15 protein-coding genes and 2 pseudogenes are annotated in these 15940 nt (G+C 35.5%); 5 read left to right on the top strand and 12 right to left on the bottom strand.

Features of this window, described 5'->3' with window-relative positions; translation table 11 throughout:
- Nucleotides 1-3 precede the first annotated feature (3 nt).
- The 3 genes from nuoL to OPR28_RS04565 are packed head-to-tail and all read right to left on the bottom strand — an operon-like array spanning nucleotide 4 to nucleotide 2742.
- Nucleotides 4-1851, bottom strand: a complete 1848-nt coding sequence (gene nuoL, locus OPR28_RS04575; protein ID WP_049973600.1) for an NADH-quinone oxidoreductase subunit L — start codon at nucleotides 1849-1851, stop codon at nucleotides 4-6.
- Nucleotides 1852-1855: 4 nt separating this feature from the next.
- Nucleotides 1856-2164, bottom strand: coding sequence for an NADH-quinone oxidoreductase subunit NuoK (gene nuoK / locus OPR28_RS04570; RefSeq protein ID WP_006012916.1), 309 nt, complete (start codon nucleotides 2162-2164; stop codon nucleotides 1856-1858).
- Nucleotides 2155-2742, bottom strand: a complete 588-nt coding sequence (locus OPR28_RS04565; RefSeq protein ID WP_006279581.1) for an NADH-quinone oxidoreductase subunit J — start codon at nucleotides 2740-2742, stop codon at nucleotides 2155-2157. Before OPR28_RS04565 ends, nuoK begins: the two co-directional genes overlap by 10 nt.
- 392 nt (nucleotides 2743-3134) lie before the next feature.
- Between OPR28_RS04565 and OPR28_RS04560 the strand changes: the two genes are divergently transcribed.
- Nucleotides 3135-5051: an ATP-dependent helicase gene (locus OPR28_RS04560; protein ID WP_265023588.1), complete on the top strand. Its 1917-nt coding sequence runs from the start codon at nucleotides 3135-3137 to the stop codon at nucleotides 5049-5051.
- Nucleotides 5052-5205: 154 nt separating this feature from the next.
- Here the strand turns inward: OPR28_RS04560 and OPR28_RS04555 are convergent, their stop codons facing one another.
- The 5 genes from OPR28_RS04555 to OPR28_RS04535 form a co-directional block, all read right to left on the bottom strand.
- Complete coding sequence (locus OPR28_RS04555) at nucleotides 5206-5418, bottom strand: hypothetical protein (RefSeq protein ID WP_265023587.1); 213 nt, start codon at nucleotides 5416-5418, stop codon at nucleotides 5206-5208.
- Nucleotides 5419-5580: 162 nt separating this feature from the next.
- The gene (locus OPR28_RS04550) at nucleotides 5581-5817 is read right to left on the bottom strand and encodes a hypothetical protein (RefSeq protein WP_238513961.1); all 237 of its coding nucleotides are present in this window, start codon (nucleotides 5815-5817) and stop codon (nucleotides 5581-5583) included.
- A gap of 17 nt (nucleotides 5818-5834) precedes the next feature.
- Nucleotides 5835-5963, bottom strand: a complete 129-nt coding sequence (locus tag OPR28_RS04545; protein WP_255317429.1) for a hypothetical protein — start codon at nucleotides 5961-5963, stop codon at nucleotides 5835-5837.
- A gap of 33 nt (nucleotides 5964-5996) precedes the next feature.
- A complete protein-coding gene (locus tag OPR28_RS04540; RefSeq protein ID WP_007549940.1) occupies nucleotides 5997-6200 on the bottom strand; it encodes an IS5 family transposase in 204 nt (67 codons plus the stop codon).
- 91 nt (nucleotides 6201-6291) lie between these two features.
- A complete protein-coding gene (locus OPR28_RS04535; protein ID WP_010962950.1) occupies nucleotides 6292-7458 on the bottom strand; it encodes an aspartate kinase in 1167 nt (388 codons plus the stop codon).
- A gap of 135 nt (nucleotides 7459-7593) precedes the next feature.
- Here OPR28_RS04535 and OPR28_RS07145 point away from each other — a divergent pair.
- Nucleotides 7594-7770, top strand: a pseudogene (locus OPR28_RS07145) (WPE palindromic element domain-containing protein); the annotation flags it as partial.
- A 114-nt stretch (nucleotides 7771-7884) separates the two neighbouring features.
- On the opposite strand, the gene OPR28_RS04525 reads toward OPR28_RS07145, so the two are convergent.
- Nucleotides 7885-8430 (bottom strand): hypothetical protein, encoded by a 546-nt coding sequence (locus tag OPR28_RS04525; protein WP_265023586.1) that lies wholly within the window; start codon nucleotides 8428-8430, stop codon nucleotides 7885-7887.
- 18 nt (nucleotides 8431-8448) lie between these two features.
- On the bottom strand, nucleotides 8449-9324 hold the full coding sequence (locus tag OPR28_RS04520; protein WP_265023585.1) for a hypothetical protein: 876 nt from the start codon (nucleotides 9322-9324) through the stop codon (nucleotides 8449-8451).
- A gap of 131 nt (nucleotides 9325-9455) precedes the next feature.
- Between OPR28_RS04520 and OPR28_RS04515 the strand changes: the two genes are divergently transcribed.
- A complete protein-coding gene (locus OPR28_RS04515) occupies nucleotides 9456-10730 on the top strand; it encodes an APC family permease (RefSeq protein ID WP_265023584.1) in 1275 nt (424 codons plus the stop codon).
- Between the two features lie 49 nt (nucleotides 10731-10779).
- Here the strand turns inward: OPR28_RS04515 and OPR28_RS04510 are convergent.
- Together OPR28_RS04510 and OPR28_RS04505 are read right to left on the bottom strand one after the other, a co-directional pair.
- A pseudogene (locus tag OPR28_RS04510) lies at nucleotides 10780-11988 on the bottom strand (IS4 family transposase).
- Nucleotides 11985-12844 (bottom strand): IS630 family transposase gene (locus OPR28_RS04505; protein ID WP_264705388.1). Its coding sequence is split into 2 segments (ribosomal slippage): nucleotides 11985-12520 and nucleotides 12520-12844, totalling 861 coding nucleotides; the frame shifts between segments, so codons are not numbered across the junction. Before OPR28_RS04505 ends, OPR28_RS04510 begins: the two are co-directional and overlap by 4 nt.
- Before the next feature lie 642 nt (nucleotides 12845-13486).
- Here OPR28_RS04505 and OPR28_RS04500 point away from each other — a divergent pair.
- Together OPR28_RS04500 and OPR28_RS04495 are read left to right on the top strand one after the other, a co-directional pair.
- The gene (locus OPR28_RS04500; RefSeq protein ID WP_010082338.1) at nucleotides 13487-14512 is read left to right on the top strand and encodes a Fe(3+) ABC transporter substrate-binding protein; all 1026 of its coding nucleotides are present in this window, start codon (nucleotides 13487-13489) and stop codon (nucleotides 14510-14512) included.
- Nucleotides 14513-14715: 203 nt separating this feature from the next.
- On the top strand, nucleotides 14716-15603 hold the full coding sequence (locus tag OPR28_RS04495; RefSeq protein ID WP_006280416.1) for an aspartate carbamoyltransferase catalytic subunit: 888 nt from the start codon (nucleotides 14716-14718) through the stop codon (nucleotides 15601-15603).
- Nucleotides 15604-15940 lie beyond the last annotated feature (337 nt).

Raw genomic sequence — 15940 nt, 5'->3', positions numbered from 1 at the left:
CTTCTATTTAATTCCAATAATATATAAAGCACCGATTATTAAAGTAACAAACATAATAAATGCATAATCAAATATATAACCAGTTTGTAACTTTATAGAACTTTTTGAACATTCATTAACCAACCTTACAACACCATTTGGTCCAAATGAATCAATAGCCTTAACATCAAACTTCCATAGAAGCCTAGATATAAACCTTATCGGTGCAATTATAACAAACTCATACACCTCATCAAAGTACCATTTATTCTGCAAAAACTTAAGTAAAAATTTACTCTTAATTTGCCTAATTACTTGATATTGGTAAATTAGGTACGCAAGTGCTATTCCACTTAGGCTTGTTAAGGTTGGCAGTAGTTTTATAAAGAAATTATGAACTCCATGCTCATCAATCATCACTAAACTTGATTTCCAAAACGCATTACTAGTTATGTTCAAAATATTTGCTCCCCATATTCCAGAAAATACTGATCCAAAAGCGAGTATCAGTAATGGTATAAGCATAATCTTTGGTGCCTCATGTATATTAATTTTACTTTGTTTTTGGCTGTGGAACACAAGAAGCAATAACCTCCAAGAGTAAAACGCTGTGAAGAATGCAACAACTAAGCTTATTACAAAAGCAAAGCTATCCGTGCTATAAGCATGTTCAATTATCAAATCCTTTGAATAAAAACCTGCAAATGGGAATATCCCAGAAAGCGCAAGAGATCCAATCCACATGAGAGCGTAAGTGCAAGGGATTTTCTTCCAGCAATTTCCCATTTTCTGAATGTTTTGCTCATGATGCATTGCATGAATCACATTGCCAGCACCAAGAAATAGTAGAGCTTTAAAAAAAGCGTGTGTCATTAAATGAAAAATAGCAACATTGTAAGCAGAAAGCCCACATGCCATGAACATATAACCAAGTTGACTGCAGGTTGAATAAGCAATTATTTTCTTTATATCGTTCTGAGTAATTGCAACGGTGGCTGCAAAAAAAGCAGTGAGTGCTCCAACGATAACTATTAATTCTCGTGCCACATTTGATAACTCAAACAATGGAGAACACTTTGCTACTAAAAATATACCTGCTGTTACCATCGTTGCTGCGTGAATAAGTGCAGAAACAGGAGTTGGCCCTTCCATTGCATCTGGCAACCAAACATGTAAACCAAGCTGTGCAGATTTACCCATACAGCCAATAAAAAGTAATATGCATATTATATGAGTTACTTTGAATTCACAGCAGAATGCCCTAATGTTCTGCGTGCCAAGAAGATCAGTTGTGTCAAAAACTTCAGTAAAATTCAAAGAGTGAAATGTATAATAAATAAGAAAGATTCCAATCAATAGTGCAAAGTCTCCTACCCTATTCACAACAAATGCTTTAATTGCTGCATTATTTGCAGAATATTTTTGGAACCAAAATCCTATGAGTAAATAAGAACATAGGCCAACCCCTTCCCAGCCAAAAAAAAGCTGCACGAAATTATCGCTTACAACCAGCACAATCATGCAAAACGTAAATAGCGATAGGTAAGAAAAAAACCTCGACTTCCCCTTATCATGCTCCATATAACCGATAGAGTAGAGATGTACTACCAGTGAAACGGTGGTAATAACAATAAGCATTAAGGATGAGAGAGCATCCACACTAATTGCCCAATTTACTTTTAAGATGCTCAATGAAAACAAAGGAAATAAACTCAAGTGATAATTTTCAGAGAAGGTGAGAAAAACATACCAAGATAAAACTGCAGATATTCCAATCCCTGCCGTTGTAACTAACTGACTTTTTCTAAAAAGTGCTGCAAATAGCGAACCAAAAAGTGGCAAAAATACTATTAATTTCAGTATATCCATCATACTTTCATTCTTTCATTAAATTTGCTTGTTCAACATCTATATTGCCACGGCTTCTATAATATACAACCAATATTGCAAGCCCAACTCCTGACTCTGCTGCCGCAACAGTCAACACAAACATCACAAAAATTTGCCCAACTATATCATTCATAAAGGCAGAAAAAGCAACTAAGTTGATATTAATTGCCAGCAATAATATTTCTATTGATAACAATATATTGATTATGCTCTTACGGTTGATGAAAATACCGCACACTCCAATAGTGAACAAAACAGCAGCAACTATCAAAAAGTGATTTAATCCTATTTCCATTCTACTCCTTTTCCAAATTTAGCCTTAATCAATTTTACAGATGAAGATTGTGTCAATTGCTTTAATACATTCTGTTTTTTAACTCCTTTTTTCTTGTCCTGCAAAGTAAGAGCAATTGCACCGACAATTGCAACAAGCAGCAGAATACCAGAAAGATGAAAAGCGTACATGTAGTCGGTATACAGCAAATTACCAATAGCTTTCACATTATTGGTATTATAGTTTATAACATTGCTTATATTCGGTGCTGAGCTGCGGATTACAAAGCTGATGACTAGAAAAAACACAACACACAACATAGCACCAAGAGTGCAATGCTTTGCAAAACCCTGGCGCAACCTTATGTAGTCAATATCGAGCATCATAACTACAAAGAGGAACAACACCGCAACCGCACCGATGTATACTATCATCACCATCATAGCAATGAACTCAGCTCCAAGGAGAATGAAAAGAACTGCAGAGTTAACGAAGGTGAAAATTAAAAATAATACTGCATGCACAGGATTTCTTACACTAATTACGCATACAGCAGATAAAATGCTGAGAATTGCAAAAAAATAAAAGAAAAAAGGCATCGATACTTTAACTGCAACAATAGTTACTAATTTAAAGTGACTATCGTGGTAAAGTCAATATTATATTAAACGTTTGAAAACATTGTACTACAAAGCTCCAGCTCCATTTTAAATTATTATAAAGCTGAAGAAATAGAAATGAAGGCGTACATATAAGCCATTCCAAACTCCACTTATCCACCCAACAAGCAGAAGTTCTGGTGCCAATACCTCAAATCAAGTTGTTGTTACTCGACATACACCTGAAACTACTAAAACAAAATAGATGTAAAACCTACGTTTAAATATGTAGTACTTGAGTGAAGCATTCTTTAACTGTTCTATTCAATAAAACCTTTACAATATTTCAATCATAGGTTTAACTTTACGAAGTTATAATCTATAGGGCTACGATGAACGATTATCTCTCACTGCTAAATCCAGAACAACAATCAGCTGTAACTAACATAGATGGACCAGTTTTGATACTGGCAGGAGCCGGGACGGGAAAAACAAGAACGATTACTTCAAGAATAGCACACATAATTAGAAACGGTCACGCTTATTCTGATGAGATATTAGCAGTTACATTTACAAATAAAGCAGCAAATGAGATGGTATCAAGGGTACTTGAGCTAACGGGCACAAACATACCATGGCTTGGCACTTTCCATGCAATTGCAGCAAAAATCTTGCGCCTGCACGCAGAAATTGTGGGCTTAAACCCCAATTTTACAATCATTGGTGTGGATGACCAATTACAGGTAATAAAAAATATTATCAATGAAATAAATCCTGATTACCTATCAGAAAAATGTAAGACCATTATGAATATTATTCAGCAATGGAAAGAGAAGTGCTTATTGCCATCTGAAGTGGAAGATATTCAATCATTTAGGCCAGTATATGTAACTGCACTCAAAGTCTATCACCAGTATCAGGAAAGGTTGAAATTCCTTAATTCTGTCGATTTTGGTGACTTATTGCTATATAACATACAGCTCTTTAATCAAAAGACCGAAGTTCTGTCCTACTACCAAAACAAGTTTAAATATGTTATGGTAGATGAATATCAAGATACAAATGCGATACAATATCTTTGGCTAAAATACCTTGCAAAAGAGCACTCAAATATTTGCTGTGTAGGAGATGATGACCAGTCGATATATAGTTGGCGTGGTGCAGAAGTTGAAAATATTTTGAAGTTTTCTGATGATTTTAAAAATGCAAAAACCGTTAAACTAGAGTGTAACTACAGGTCAACATCCCACATACTTGCAACTGCGTCATATGTTATCAATCACAATAAGACTCGCTTAGAAAAAAAATTGTGGACAACAAACATTGAAGGGGAAAAGGTAAATCTAATAAAATTATGGGATGGGAAAGCTGAAGCAAGGTTCATAAGCGAACAGATATTAAAGCTCAATAAATACAGATTTAGTGAAATTGCAGTGCTGGTAAGGGCCACTTTTCAAACTAGAGTTCTGGAAGAGTATTTTATAAAATATTCAATTCCCTACAAGATTATAAGTGGCGTAAAATTCTACGAACGTCAGGAAGTCAGGGATATAATTGCATATTTAAGACTTGTTACAAACAATAACGATGACTTAGCTTTCGAAAGGATAGTAAATCGGCCAAAAAGAAGCATAGGAGCTACAACTCTAAAGAAAATATACACGACTGCTCAGGATAACAAAATTTCTTTTTTTGAGGCAGCAAAAATATTAGTTAATAGTAATCAGGTAACCGAAAGAATTAAACTCTCACTCAACGATTTTTTAAATAAAATTAAAGCTTGGGAAGAAATAGTAAGCGTAAAACCACTGCATGAATTCGTTAAAATCGTAGCAAACCAATCAGGATATATTGAAATGCTTGAAAATGAGGAGGTAACAGGCTTAGCACGAATAGAAAATGTTAAAGAGCTCATCTCATCTTTAAAAAATTTCGATAATGCCACAACTTTCTTGGAGCATATAAGTCTGGTGATGGAAGTGGATAATATGAATAACGATGACACCGTATATGTTATGACTCTTCATGCAGCCAAAGGACTTGAATTCCCGTGCGTGTTTCTACCTGGTTGGGAAGAGGGATTATTTCCTCATCAAAGATCTTTTGATGACAAAAGTGGTAAAGCTTTAGAAGAAGAAAGGAGACTCGCATATGTTGGCATAACCAGAGCCAAAGAAAGGTTAATCATTTCATGTGCAGATAGGAGGGAAATTAACAACCAGTGGCAACCGATGCGCACTTCTCGGTTCATTAAAGAATTGCCAAGAGAAAATGTTGAGGTAATTAAAAGCAACATTGCCTACTGTTGAAGCTATAATTGCAGATAAACATATCTTACAAATCTGAATTACTTTAACTATATGTTTCTCCTGGCAAAAATTCTGTAACCGTTCACACTTAATTCTTCAATCTCATACCAATTTCTATTACATAACAAACAAATAGACAATAGAAGTGAGAAGGTTATACTAAGGCAGTATAATGATGGAGTTTTGGAATGGCATTGGTATCAGGTTGCAATTTTAGCTTACATTGTGCCAATCTTTCTTCAATTGCTGCTCGCATAAATTCTGCCTGTCTTTTAGTTCTGCAGTGCACTATCACATCATCCACATATCTTTCAAATGGTACTGTTGGGTGATTTTGTTTCATCCATATATCAAATGCATGGTGCATAAATATGTTTGAAATGATTGGGCTTATTGAACCTCCTTGCGGAACTCCTTTTTTCCCTAACTACCTTACTGCCATCTGCTTGCTGAATAGGGGATTTCATCCACCTTTCAACATACAGTATGACCCATTTGCAGTCTGTGTGCTTCTTGATAGCCTGCAGTGCTAAATTGTGGTCCAGATTGTCGAAAAATCCTGTAACATCAACAGCTTTCTTGGTAATCGTATCCTGTCTCCAATAAACAGCGGTTTTGCTATGTATCCTTGATCAGCAAAAAACTTACGTAAAGTTGGAGCCTTGTATTTAGCTTGAGTGAAAAGATTTAGAGCACCATCACGATCTTGAACACTTGCACTATGAACATCAGCCGCAATAATTAAGCCCACTGTATCTACAACAATATGACGTTTTCTACCCTTTATTTTTTTTTCAGCATCATATCCTCTGGATCCCCTTTTTGAGTGGTTTTTACTGATTGACTGTCAATTATTCCTACTGAAGGTGTTTCATTTTTACCAAACATTTTTCTTACCTCTTTTACTAGCATATTATGTATTTTTTCCAATTTGCCATTACTACGTCACCTGAGAAAATAGTCATACACCGTCTTCCATGGAGGAAAATCTTTCGGCAGCATTCTCCATTGACAACCACCTCTCATTATATACCTTATTGCATTAATAATTGTTCTGATATTGTGCTTTCTTGGCCTCCCTATCTTTCCTTGTGCAACATGTGGCTCCAAAATTTCCCATTCCTTATCACTTATATCACTTGGATACAATTTTCCCTCCTATTTTTTACTTACACTATCATATTTTTTTCCTCATTCCTTTTCAAGACATACTCTTAGACAACTGGACGTCAAGCCTATCCTAGTGCTGCATATCAAGCTCATACTCAGTATGTAAATCTTTGACTAAAGCTACAGCGCATTCTTTTTGAACAATTATACTGATTTTGATTTCAGATGTTGTGATAGCAAGTATTTCTATCTTTTTTTCGCTTAAAACCTTGAGTGTGCGGTGCATCACTTCAGTGTTAGACATAACACCAATACCAATTATTGAAATTTTAGCTACATTATCGTTTATAGCATAATTTTCATTCTTATTCAGTAACTTTTCCATTAAATCAATATCAAATTTGGAGATAACAAAACTTGACCCATGTATCATATCAATTTTAACGTTTGCTCCTGCTATATCTCTTAAAGTACGCAAGTTATTTGCAAGGTTAGTGAAAGTTACAAGAGCTTCATTAGTGCTATAAGTTATTCCAGTAATTAAGTATCTCTCTAGTACATCCCTTTTGTGTAGCACTGTGGTGCCTTCTACTTCCTTAAAAGTGGATAGCACTTGCACTTTAATGTTATGTTTCATTGCAAGTTGTACTGAACGATTATGCAGTATTTTAGCACCAGATGACGACATTTCCAACATTTCATCGTAAGAGATAAATTTGAGCTTGCGTGCCTTTGGAACAATTCTCGGGTCTGCTGTATATATTCCATCAATATCAGTAAAAATTTCGCAAGTTCTAACACCAAAGGCTACCGCGAAGGCAACTGCTGATATATCAGAGCCTCCTCTTCCAAAAGTAGTGATTCTATCATCATTTATACCCTGAAAACCAGCAATGATCGCAGCAGTATAACCCTCAGCAAAAGATCTTTTCACACGTTCAATCTTTATTGTTTTTATTTTAGACTCAGAATAAAAATCATCAGTTACAATTGGTAACTGCCAGGCAAGCCACGATTTAGCATTAACTCCGATCGATTGGAGAGTGATAGCTAATAGACCGCAAGAGATTTGTTCTCCTGCTGAAAGCATAACGTCATACTCTGATAACTCTTGTCTATAACTTAAATTTGAGATTTGCCTAGCCTGAAAAACCATTTGGTCAGTAAATCCTGCAACAGCAGATACAACAACGATTACATTACAACCTTTCTCAATATCGTTTTTTATCAAATTTGCAACTCGGTTTAAATCAGTTAGCGAAGTCCCACCAAATTTTTTTATGATTATTTTGTCCATAGTTACAATATAACTCTCTTCTGAAGAAAAATATAGTTTTTGTAGAGATAGCAGCTTGCAAGCCATTCAGAAAAGGGAAGACAAAGCTATAGCTAACGCGTCATACCACGATTCATTCCATAGCTGTACGAACATTCATTTTTGAAGGTAAATTGCACAGCAAATGGTGTCATCCCAGTGCCTAGACACTGGGATCCAGAAGACTTAATTTCAACCAAGTGGCTGCATAATAAAGGCTGGATTCCAGTGCCAAGCACTGGAATGACACCCTCCCTTGTGGAAATTGCTCTCAAATCACAATGTTCGTACAGCTATGGATTCATTCGCGGTATAGATTCCGCTAACTAGTAGCGGAATGACGAATTTGTTGTTTTAAAATTGTCAGTAAATCTAAGTTAGTTTAGCTATATAGCACGAACTAAACCACTAAGCAGCAGAAGACCTTGCATGACCTCCAAAAAATGTTTTTACTCTTTCAAGATAAGTAAGTGGTTCTGCAGGAATTTCTATCTCGTCTATCTTATAAGATATTGCTGCATCTATGACTTCATCTGTTATTAATTCTCTTAGCCTTTGTTTTATTTGCCCTCTCCGAATATGTTCTCCATAGTCGTTATAAAACTTTACATATAATTCCTTAAACACAAATTCTTTTATAGCATCTCTTGTATAAGAAATGCCATCCTTTACTTCATCACTCACGCTGCTCAAATCCACCCCAGAACTTGGTGAATACAAATTATCAAAATTTTCTTTCAAAACTTTTATTTTATGGTAGTGCTTATCCACATATTTCTCAAGAAATCTTTTAGTAGCATCACTAGCCAACTTTCCTATTGGCTGAGGCTCTAGTTGAGCTGCAAAATTATTTTCCGCTTTAAGACCACTTAATGCATAAATGATACGGTTGAGCATTCCAGGACCACATTGGCGATTACTTTCCTCAAAGCGAACCAGTAATATAGACTTCAATAATTCTATATCTGCATTTTACTTTCTTGCCGCAATTAAAACTAAATTTATAGCCTGTGTCAATGTCAATCCGGTTTGTGAATCTGCCCAATTTACCCACTCCCCAGTTTCATAACCATCCAATCTTAGATAAGGTTCTATCATTCGTTTTTGCTGACTTGTTAAACCGCTTATATAACTTTTAAACTCTTCATCCAGCTTATTTGACGGAGTACCATGTTCTTCCTTTAATTTTTTGGCACATTCAATAACGCTTTGCTGAAAACTTCTAGTATGAACACTCTGACTACTAGTGCCCACATCACTTACATTAAACAAAAAGCTTAGCTGCTTTACATTCAAACCCAAAGGTGAAAAGAGTTTTACTAATGGATATTTTATTAACTCAAGAAGTGCCACTGGGATTAATAATATAGTATTGATAAGCACTAAACATATTCTAGCACCTATTGCTCTACTATTTGATAACATTCTGCTGAGCTCTGATACCTTCGATGCACAGTACAAAAATGGTAATTGAATGCAATATATTAAATATATAGAGAAAAATAGAATCTTATCTTTCAACCCTATTGTTGGGTCATTATATACTTCAGAAAAAATGTTATCATCACTGTTTTCATTTTTGAAAGATTGATAGCTGCTTGTAATCTTTTCTGTAAAAATAGAACAGAGCTTATGCAGTCCGTAGCACAAAACGCAAGTGGCAAGTAAAACTGCAAGTGTTCCAAAAGAGGCTAATACTTCACTTGAAGTTTTAGCAAGAAGGAATGCATGAAGCACACTAATAAAGATCTCAAGTAAGTAGTCAAATAAAAAAATTGCTCCAATAGCAGCACCAACTAATAAAACATACCCACAAACAACCAAAAATTTTTTTAACCTTGGATTCATAACCCCCTCTTAATAATCTGTTAACATAATCTATTTTAGAAATAAATTGAGAAAAATGCAATTTTTTATAAAGATTGATTGAAATTTCTGAGCTTCAGTTATATTGTTAATCTATTTAGACAAAAATTATTGTGTCAAATAAAATAGGTTTTTGGGCTATTTTTGCCTTAGTGATTAGCAGCCAAATTGGCTCTGGAATTTTTATGCTTCCAATTAGCCTTGCTCCATATGGCATGTATAGCCTCATAAGCTGGATAATATCAGGGCTTGGTGCTATATCTCTTGCTTTGGTTTTTGCCTTACTCTGTGCAAAATTTCCAGAAACGGGTGGCCCTCACGTTTATGTAAAGCATGCTTTTGGCCCTGCTGCAGCTTTTTTTGTTGGTTGGACGTATTGGGTGATCTCATGGGTTAGCACAACAGCCGTAATAGTTGTGGGTGTTAGTTATCTTACACCATTTTTCCATGAAGATATTCAAAACGTACATCTGTTTTTAGAGATGTTATTACTTACAATTATTACACTAATAAATTTTAGAGGAGTAGCTACTGCTGGACGTGTTGAGTTTTTATTGACGGTGATAAAAATTTCTGTATTGCTTGTAATACCTATAGCAGCATTGTTTTTTTTTGATAGAAATAACTTCATCATAAGTGAAGAAATATCAAATCTTACAACATCGCAGATTCTTGCCCGTTCTACACTTATTACTCTATGGGGTTTTATTGGAGTTGAATTGGCAACAGCACCTGCAGGGTCAGTTGATAATCCAGCTAGAACAATACCAGGAGCTGTGGTACTTGGAACAATCTCTGTTGCTGTTGTGTATTTTATCAACAATCTTGCAATTATGGGATTAATAAATGGCAATGATTTAGCAAGTTCAAGAGCACCATATGTTGACGCAATAAAAATTATGGCCTCTGGCAATTGGCACTTGATTATTTCTATAACTGCGTTCATTTTTTGTGTTGGTACTTTAAACGCTTGGGTACTAGCTAGTGGACAAGTGGCCCTTGGCCTTGCAAAAGATAAACTGATGCCGCAGTTTTTTGCTCAAAGAAACAAGCACGGTTCTCCTTTCTGGGGCATAACAACTAGCTCAGTTGGAACTGCAACTTTACTAATCCTCACTTCAAGCAACAATTTTGCTAAGCAGATCACATCAATTATCGACTTTTCTGTAGTTTCATTTTTATTTGTTTACCTTGCATGCAGTCTTGCTTTTCTCAAAGTTATTGTGCAAGAAAAGAGTTGTTACAAATTTTTAATTGGCAGTATAGCAACAACCTTTTGCTGCTGGGTAATATTTGAAACTTCTGTGAATACCTTGCTGATCGCAAGCTTATTCACTGCAAGTGGCGTACCTCTTTATTTATTTTGGTATCGCAGAGTTTCTGTATAGCAAATGTTATGTATCTGTTCAGCCAATGGCGTCAACTTAAGAGCCTCCATTAGCAAACTCTCCTAAAGACATGATGGCGTTTGGGCTTATCTACCTTATCGCGGCTATACAATCGTCCTGGTCGGATTTTAACTTTAGCGCGTATACTTAAAAAGGGCTTGAAAGTTTTTTGGCGCAATAAGTACCTGATAGAGTTTCTGCCTCATTACACCAAATAAAACTGAAAAATTTAAACGATACTCAGCAATTTGATCTGGATTCCAAGGCCCTTGTGCATCACACATATGAAGCGACAATATATTACACATGACTAAGTTTGCCCAAAATTCTTGTAATACAGCCTCTAAATTTACGCCAGAAAAATTCTCTAATTCTGCACCTATTTTGAGTCGTTTATAGCACTCCTCTATATGCCACCTTAACACATAAGCTTTGCTGATATCTTCCAAAGTAAATTTTACTCGGTCAAAAAGTGAAGTAATCAATACCTCTGTTTCTCCGTTGGCTAATGTCAGCACTATAACTCTTACTTTCTGTCCTTTCATTTTATTTTTTAGCTTTTCATTTTCTAATATAAAATCGAAATCTAATTCTCCAGCGTTCCCATAGCTTGCTATAATTTCTTTTTTGCAAGCGAAAAATAAAATCTACTTCCAAATCATAATGCTGCTGAATGAATTTTACTGAAGGATAACCACGATCATAGATAAATAATAATTTCTTTTGATTTAATGAACGCATTTGAGTGATAACTTCGGGTAATTGCTCTTCCGCCAACGTTTGTTCACCTATATTCCAAGCCGCAAGACGAGCACTACAAATCAGCGAAGTACACAAATCAACAAACAAATTGCCAATGGTGCCTGTTGTTCCATTTGGTTTAAAGCGGCCAAACTCGGATACAATTTCCTCAGAGCTGGGTAATCTCATACCAGAACCATCTGCTGCAATAAGTCTATAGCCTCTCCAACTCAGGTTCATCCTGATAGGCTGTTTGGATGCTTAAATTCTTGAAAGCCTGTATGGCAAATCTTATACCTTGCTTTAGAAAAAGCTTGCTTTGAGGGTACATGTCAATGGCTCCATAAGTTCACATTCTATTCCCAAACTTTTTTTAACTAACTTTAAAATCATAGAAAATACTGTCGAAAAAGGAAGTTTTCTTGTTCGTGTAAAACTCAACACAATGGATTCTCTGAAAAGCTTTCGAGTATATTATATTTTTATAGCATTTCTCATAATAGTCCAAACAGGTCATAGGAAGGCAGAATCAACAGCACGACGAAAGGATTCGAATAGAGGAATGTTTTTCCTGGCTCTGTTTTTTATAGCAAACCAATGATGCTCAATTTTGTTGAAATCTGGAGAATAAGGCGGCAGATACAAAATTTCTGCACCAACCCCTTTAGCAAGCTCGATAATCTTATCAGACTTATGAAAAGTAGCATTGTCAAGAATGACAGTCTGTCCAGGTTCCAAGATCGGTGTCAAAAATTGCTCAAACCATCCATTAAAAACATCCATATTACAGTGGCCTTCAAAGGTTAACGGAACAACTATCTTTCTTCCACTTAAGGCTGCAACCATACTGATTCGTTGAGTTTTCTTTCCAGATTTTAAGGCATAAAACCGCTGTCCTTTCTGGCAATATCCGTAGGGGTAGTCTTCGGTGTTATCAATGCCAGACTCATCTATATACACTAAGTTTTTAGGTTCTTTTGTCGCTATAATTTTCAAAAATTCAGCACGTTTTTCTTCGTTTCTTTCCTTGTATCCATATGTCTTTTTTTGCGCGTAAATCCAATTTTTTTAAGGGCTCGATAGATCGTTTGGATACTAACGTTGTTCCAAAGTTTAGCCATTTCCGATAGAGTCTTTCCTCCGTGTTCTCTGGCAAATTTGGCAAAGGTATCCCAGTCGGTAATTTTGTGATTGTAACCCCCATTTCCAAGTTTTTTTGATTGAAAGTCTCCTGTTTCTTTTCTTCTTTGCTGCCACTCCCATAAAGTAGTTCGTCCAATCTTAAATCTTGCTGCCACTGTTTCTCTGCTTTCTCCTTCGTCTAGTGCTTCCATTGCTTTTTTTCTTAAATCATAACTATATGCTGCTGGCATTCAACCTCCTTATCATCATCTACCCTTATCCTATCACATCCGGACTTTTATGAAAAGAGCTATAATTTGTAGAATAAAATTTTTTCCTTTTTGCATGTTTCACCTAAAAAGGACACATTTTAAACTTCTTTGTTGAAATAAAATAGAAACAAAAGTGCTGTTTCCTGCGGCTTCTGGATAATTTAATGGTAAAAGTTTTAGAGAGAAATTTTATACACTATCGCTGATATTTTTCCTTAAGTTGACGCCATTGGCTGAACGGATACAATTTACTAAACAGAAAAAAAGGCAAAAGAAACCCTAGGGTAGCTAGTTATTCACTATCCATTTTTTAAGTTGGCGTTTTTTAATGTTTTAAATAGCGCATTTCAGCTTATATTAGGTAAAAACCTAGAAATTTTATAAAGACATAAGGTGCACATAATGCAAAAAATTAAGCATGATTTACGCCAAATACATTAAGTTTTTTGTCATTAATCCACTGCAGAGATTGCGAAGATAAATAAATAGCTTCAGTGTTATAATAAGGGGGCTGGCGAAGCTTGTCAAGGAAGTTTTTATGATTTATCTAACGAACTTTACACTTGCTAAAGTTGTACCATCTTGGTAACTTTAACTGAAAGAAGTTATTTTTTATCCAATATGAAAAAAGCCTTTATATTCACATCCTTAATAGCAATTATATTGATAGTTATTACTTATTTATACAGAAACGACGGAACTAATGACTCACAAGTGGTAAATGTTTATTCATCGCGCAAAGAAGAATTAGTACGTACTTTGTTTGATGAATTCACGAAAAATACAGGTATTAAAGTACGTTACATCATTGATGATTATTCTCAGCTACTTTCACGAATGGAAAACGGTGGTGAAGCTGACTTATTTTTGACTGCTGATGCAATCAACTTAATTCTAGCAAAAAAAAGAGGACTTTTATCTCAAGTAGATTCAGAGGTTTTAAAAAGTGTTATACCTGCAAGATTTAGAGACAGTGAAGATTATTGGTTTGGTCTTACAAAAAGAGCTAGGATATTGGTTTACAATAAAGAGTCAGTAGACCCTAAGGACTTAAGTACTTATGAAGATTTAGCAAATGAAAAATGGAAAGGAAAAATATTAGTGCGTTCTTCTACAAGTCCATATAACAGATCGTTAATTGCTTTTATGATTGCAAATAATGGTTTTGAAAAGACGAAAGAATGGGTAAGCGGAATTGTGAGCAATATGGCAAGAAAACCAAGTGGTGGTGATACTGATCAAATTTACGCCGTAGCAGCGGGTGAGGGAGATGTTGCAATAGTAAACAGCTACTACTTTGCGAGAATTCTTTCATCAGAAAATAAAAAGAATGTTGCAGACAAGCTAGGGGCTTTTTTTCCTAATCGCAACGATCACGGTGTAATGGTAAACATCAGTGGTGCAGCAGTAACAAAAAACGCAAAAAACAGGGAAAATGCTATAGTCTTATTGGAATTTTTAGTAAGCAAGCAGGCTCAAGAGTTATACGCTAAAAAAAACCAAGAATATCCTATTATTGAAGGCGTTGAAACTTCCGATATACTAAAATCTTGGGGAAATTATTCACAAAGTGATTTGCCTCTAAGTGAACTTGAGAAGCATCTTTTTGAGGCTGTTATGATAGCGGATGAGTGTAAGTGGAAGTAATCCCCAGCGCCACTAAACATTGGGATGAAAGATTTATGCTAATATACCTTACTCTTGACTCGCTGAACTTTTTCTTCCTTCTAACTTAATTTTGACTTTACTATCTTTTTCCGTTCTTTCACCAAAACAATTGCTGCACAAGAAGTCTATTGAAAAAAGGTAATAAGAAAGTAGAATAGGTTCAAGTAGTTGAAAAGGAAACTATGAACAAGAGAAGGAATTTGTTAAACATCTCAGACCTTACAGTCGATGATGTAGAAAATATAACTAAGTTGGCCAACCAGTACCTTAAAAAAGAAGTTGCAAATAGTCATATCTTGGAAAATAAGACAGTAATAAATTTATTCTTTGAAGATTCAACGCGTACACTTGCGTCTTTTGAAATAGCAGCAAAAAGCCTTGGAGCAAATGTTGTAACTTTGCCAATAAGATCTTCTTCTATTAACAAGGGAGAAGATCTAAAAGACATGATCAAAACATTAAATGCAATGAATCCTGATTACATAATAATCAGGCATAAAAGTAGTGGTATCATTAATACACTGGCAAAGTATGTTAACTGCTCGCTAATCAATGCAGGCGATGGAAGTAGTGAACATCCAACTCAAGCTCTTGCAGACTATCTTGTAATCAGCAATCACAAAAAGCAAATAAAGGACCTCAAAGTTGTGATATGTGGAGATATTCTGCACAGCAGAGTTGCAAGGTCAAATATAAGGTTGCTAAAAATGTTTGGAGCAGAGATAAACTTGGTCGCACCACCAACTTTGATTTGTAAGCATTTTCCTGAAGTAGATTCAGTCCATTATTCATTAATTGAAGGTATAAAGGATGCTGACGTAATTATGCTTTTGAGATTGCAGAAAGAGCGCATGAATAATAGTTCTTCAGAGAAAGAATATTTTTATTTGTATGGACTTGATTCACAAAAGCTATCATACGCAAAACCAGATGCGATTGTTATGCACCCAGGGCCAATAAACAGAGGGATTGAGATTAGCAGCGATGTAGCAGATTGTGTTATTTTACAGCAAGTAGAATTTGGATTGGCAATACGTAAGGCAGTGTTGCACTATTATAGGCCTTGCTAATATTAAAAGATGCTACACAACTAATGCAAAAAGGGGGGGCATGAAATGACAAGGCTTGTAAATGGTTTGAGAATGGCCATTAAGATGTTAAGGCCGAGGATATGGTGTGGAAGTTTTTACGAAAGCCTGAAGTCAATCAACAACCTTGCAGAACGGCAAATTAGACGGCTATCGTAAAAACAGCTTTTTCACCTGGTCGGAACATGGAGAAAGATTTGTGGAAAGAATGTTGTCGATATTTTTGACATCAAGTCTCAATGGCCAAAATCCCTTCCAAAAGTTACGACTGCTTAGTTCTTTATTCATTCTCACAATCCGTGAACGGTTACAACCTGGA

Origin of the sequence: Wolbachia endosymbiont (group A) of Epistrophe grossularia (assembly GCF_947251435.1) — a bacterium.
GTDB classification, from domain to species: Bacteria; Pseudomonadota; Alphaproteobacteria; order Rickettsiales; family Anaplasmataceae; genus Wolbachia; species Wolbachia pipientis.
Note: the sequence above shows the minus strand (reverse complement) of the source record. Positions and strands in the feature narration are given on the sequence as shown.

Excerpts from the sequence above, each read along its gene's own strand:
- nuoK (WP_006012916.1), bottom strand. The coding sequence starts at position 2,164 with ATGGAAATAGGATTAAATCACTTTTTGATAGTTGCTGCTGTTTTGTTC.
- OPR28_RS04495 (WP_006280416.1), top strand. The coding sequence starts at position 14,716 with ATGAACAAGAGAAGGAATTTGTTAAACATCTCAGACCTTACAGTCGAT.
- OPR28_RS04565 (WP_006279581.1), bottom strand. The coding sequence starts at position 2,742 with ATGCCTTTTTTCTTTTATTTTTTTGCAATTCTCAGCATTTTATCTGCT.
- OPR28_RS04560 (WP_265023588.1), top strand. The coding sequence starts at position 3,135 with ATGAACGATTATCTCTCACTGCTAAATCCAGAACAACAATCAGCTGTA.
- OPR28_RS04500 (WP_010082338.1), top strand. The coding sequence starts at position 13,487 with ATGAAAAAAGCCTTTATATTCACATCCTTAATAGCAATTATATTGATA.
- OPR28_RS04520 (WP_265023585.1), bottom strand. The coding sequence starts at position 9,324 with ATGAATCCAAGGTTAAAAAAATTTTTGGTTGTTTGTGGGTATGTTTTA.
- OPR28_RS04545 (WP_255317429.1), bottom strand. The coding sequence starts at position 5,963 with ATGCTAGTAAAAGAGGTAAGAAAAATGTTTGGTAAAAATGAAACACCT.
- OPR28_RS04555 (WP_265023587.1), bottom strand. The coding sequence starts at position 5,418 with ATGCACCATGCATTTGATATATGGATGAAACAAAATCACCCAACAGTA.
- nuoL (WP_049973600.1), bottom strand. The coding sequence starts at position 1,851 with ATGATGGATATACTGAAATTAATAGTATTTTTGCCACTTTTTGGTTCG.
- OPR28_RS04535 (WP_010962950.1), bottom strand. The coding sequence starts at position 7,458 with ATGGACAAAATAATCATAAAAAAATTTGGTGGGACTTCGCTAACTGAT.